This is a genomic window from Streptomyces sp. NPDC005820 (genome assembly GCF_040630255.1).
Taxonomy (GTDB): domain Bacteria; phylum Actinomycetota; class Actinomycetes; order Streptomycetales; family Streptomycetaceae; genus Streptomyces.
Genome location: NZ_JBEXXE010000120.1, coordinates 1 through 1,901, shown reverse-complemented (window position 1 = coordinate 1,901; position 1,901 = coordinate 1). Strand labels below are relative to the sequence as shown.

1 protein-coding gene and 1 pseudogene are annotated in these 1,901 nt (G+C 69.3%); both read right to left on the bottom strand.

Going from position 1 to position 1,901, the window contains the following annotated elements; translation table 11 throughout:
* Positions 1-1,739, bottom strand: a 1,739-nt coding sequence (locus ABZ464_RS51955; protein WP_359290034.1) for an ABC transporter permease subunit, incomplete at its 3' end; no start/stop codon positions are given.
* A pseudogene (locus tag ABZ464_RS51950) lies at positions 1,739-1,901 on the bottom strand (glycine/betaine ABC transporter ATP-binding protein); the annotation flags it as partial. The pseudogene ABZ464_RS51950 and the gene ABZ464_RS51955, both read right to left, overlap by 1 nt.

Here is a 1,901-nt window from a genome sequence, read left to right as displayed (position 1 = left end):
GTGTTGCACCCGGCCGAGGTCGCCGCCTCCACCGTCGTCTCCGGCACCGCCCGCACCCCATCCGCGATGATCTTCATCGCGACCGGAGCCGCGTACACGATCGCGGCGACGATCGCCGTGAACCGGGTCGCCCCGAACAGCGCCAGGAACGGCACCAGATAGACGAACGGCGGCATGACCTGCGCCGCGTCCAGACTCGGCCGCATCACCCGGTCCACCATCCGGCTGCGCCCCATCCACACCCCGAAGACGATGCCCAGCGCCATCACCAGCACCGTCGCCACGACGGTCGAGGCCAGCGTGGTCATGGCGTCCGACCACATGCCCGTGCCGACCAGCAGGCCCACGCACACCACCGTGGTGACCCCGGCCCGCCACCCGCCGAGCACGACCGCGAGGGCGACCAGCACCCCGGCCACCACCCACCACGGCGAATCGGTCAGCAGCGTCTGGAACGGATTGAGCAGACCGTAGGTGATCGCGTCACGGAAGGCGTTGGTCAGACCCGACAGGTTGTCCTGCGCCCAGGTCGTGGCCGTGTCGGCCGCGCTCGCGATCGCGCTGCCCGTGCTGCCTTCCCCCGGGAACTCCGCCGCCCATACGTAGGTGTGCGACAGGTAGATCAGTACGACGGTGACGGCGGCCCCCGCTCCCAGAAGCTGCTTGCGCCACTTCAGGAAGCGGTTCTTGGAGTTGCGGGCGTTCTCCTCACGCGCGCTGGCCGCGGTGGTGACCCGGTCCAGCACGATCGCCATCACCACGATCGCCAGACCCGCGTTGAACGCCGTACCGACATCCAGCGACTGCAGCGCCTGGACCACCGTCTTGCCCAGACCCGGAGCATCGATCAGAGCCGCGATGGTGACCATCGCCAGCGCCGCCATGATCGACTGGTTGACGCCCATCACCACGGTCCGCTTGGACATCGGCAGGAGGACCTTCAGCAAGGCCTGCCTGCGGGTGGCGCCCAGGGAGTCGGCCGCCTCCGCGGTGGTCTGGGGGACCGAGCGGATGGCGTGTGCCGTGATGCGGATCGTCGGAGGGGCCGCGTAGATCGCCGTGGCGATCACGGACGAGGCGCCGCCGATCAGGAAGAACAGGGTCAGGGGCGCGAGGTAGACCATGGTCGGCATCGTCTGCATGAAGTCCAGGAACGGTGTCACGACCCGGTTGAACCGGTCCGACAGTCCCGCCCACACCCCCAGCGGGATCGCGAACAGCAACGCGACCAGGACCGCCGAGAGGGTCAGCGCCAGGGTGTCCATGCTCTCCTGCCACAGACCCTGCAGGCCCATGAACGTGAACCCGGCCACCGCCAGCAGCGCCACCCGCCAGTTGCCCACCGCCCAGGAGACGTACCCGGCGATCCCGACGACACCGAGCCAGCCGATCTGCGGAACGGGCCGGGCGTCGGACGGCTGGGAGATCAGGTCCTGGATGAAGGTCACCAGGGTGTCGATGACCAGCCGGATCTCGTTGAAGAAGTACAGGAAGAGCGGGTTGGAGTTGCGGTTGGCGCCGATGGAGTCGTTGACGTCGTTGAACCACCGGTGCAGACCCGTCAGATCGGCCGCCGCCAGGGTGAGCGTCTGCCTGCCCCGCAGAACGGCGAAGAGCAGCAGCCAGACGACCAGGATCGCGCCGATCACCATGGGCCGGGTGATCTTCCGGGTGGGTGCGGCGGGCGCGGCCTGTGCGGCCGTCTCCGCCGTGTCCGGCTTCTCGATGGTGACGGTCATCACCGGCCGCCTTCCTGCCCGGCCACGACCGCGAGGATCTCCTCGTCCCCCACGATCCCGAGCAGCTTGCCGTCCTCGACGACCTTCACCGGCTTCTCCGCGGCGAGGACCGCCCGGGTGGCCTCCCGGACCACCACGTCCGGACCCAGCTCCGGCCCGTCC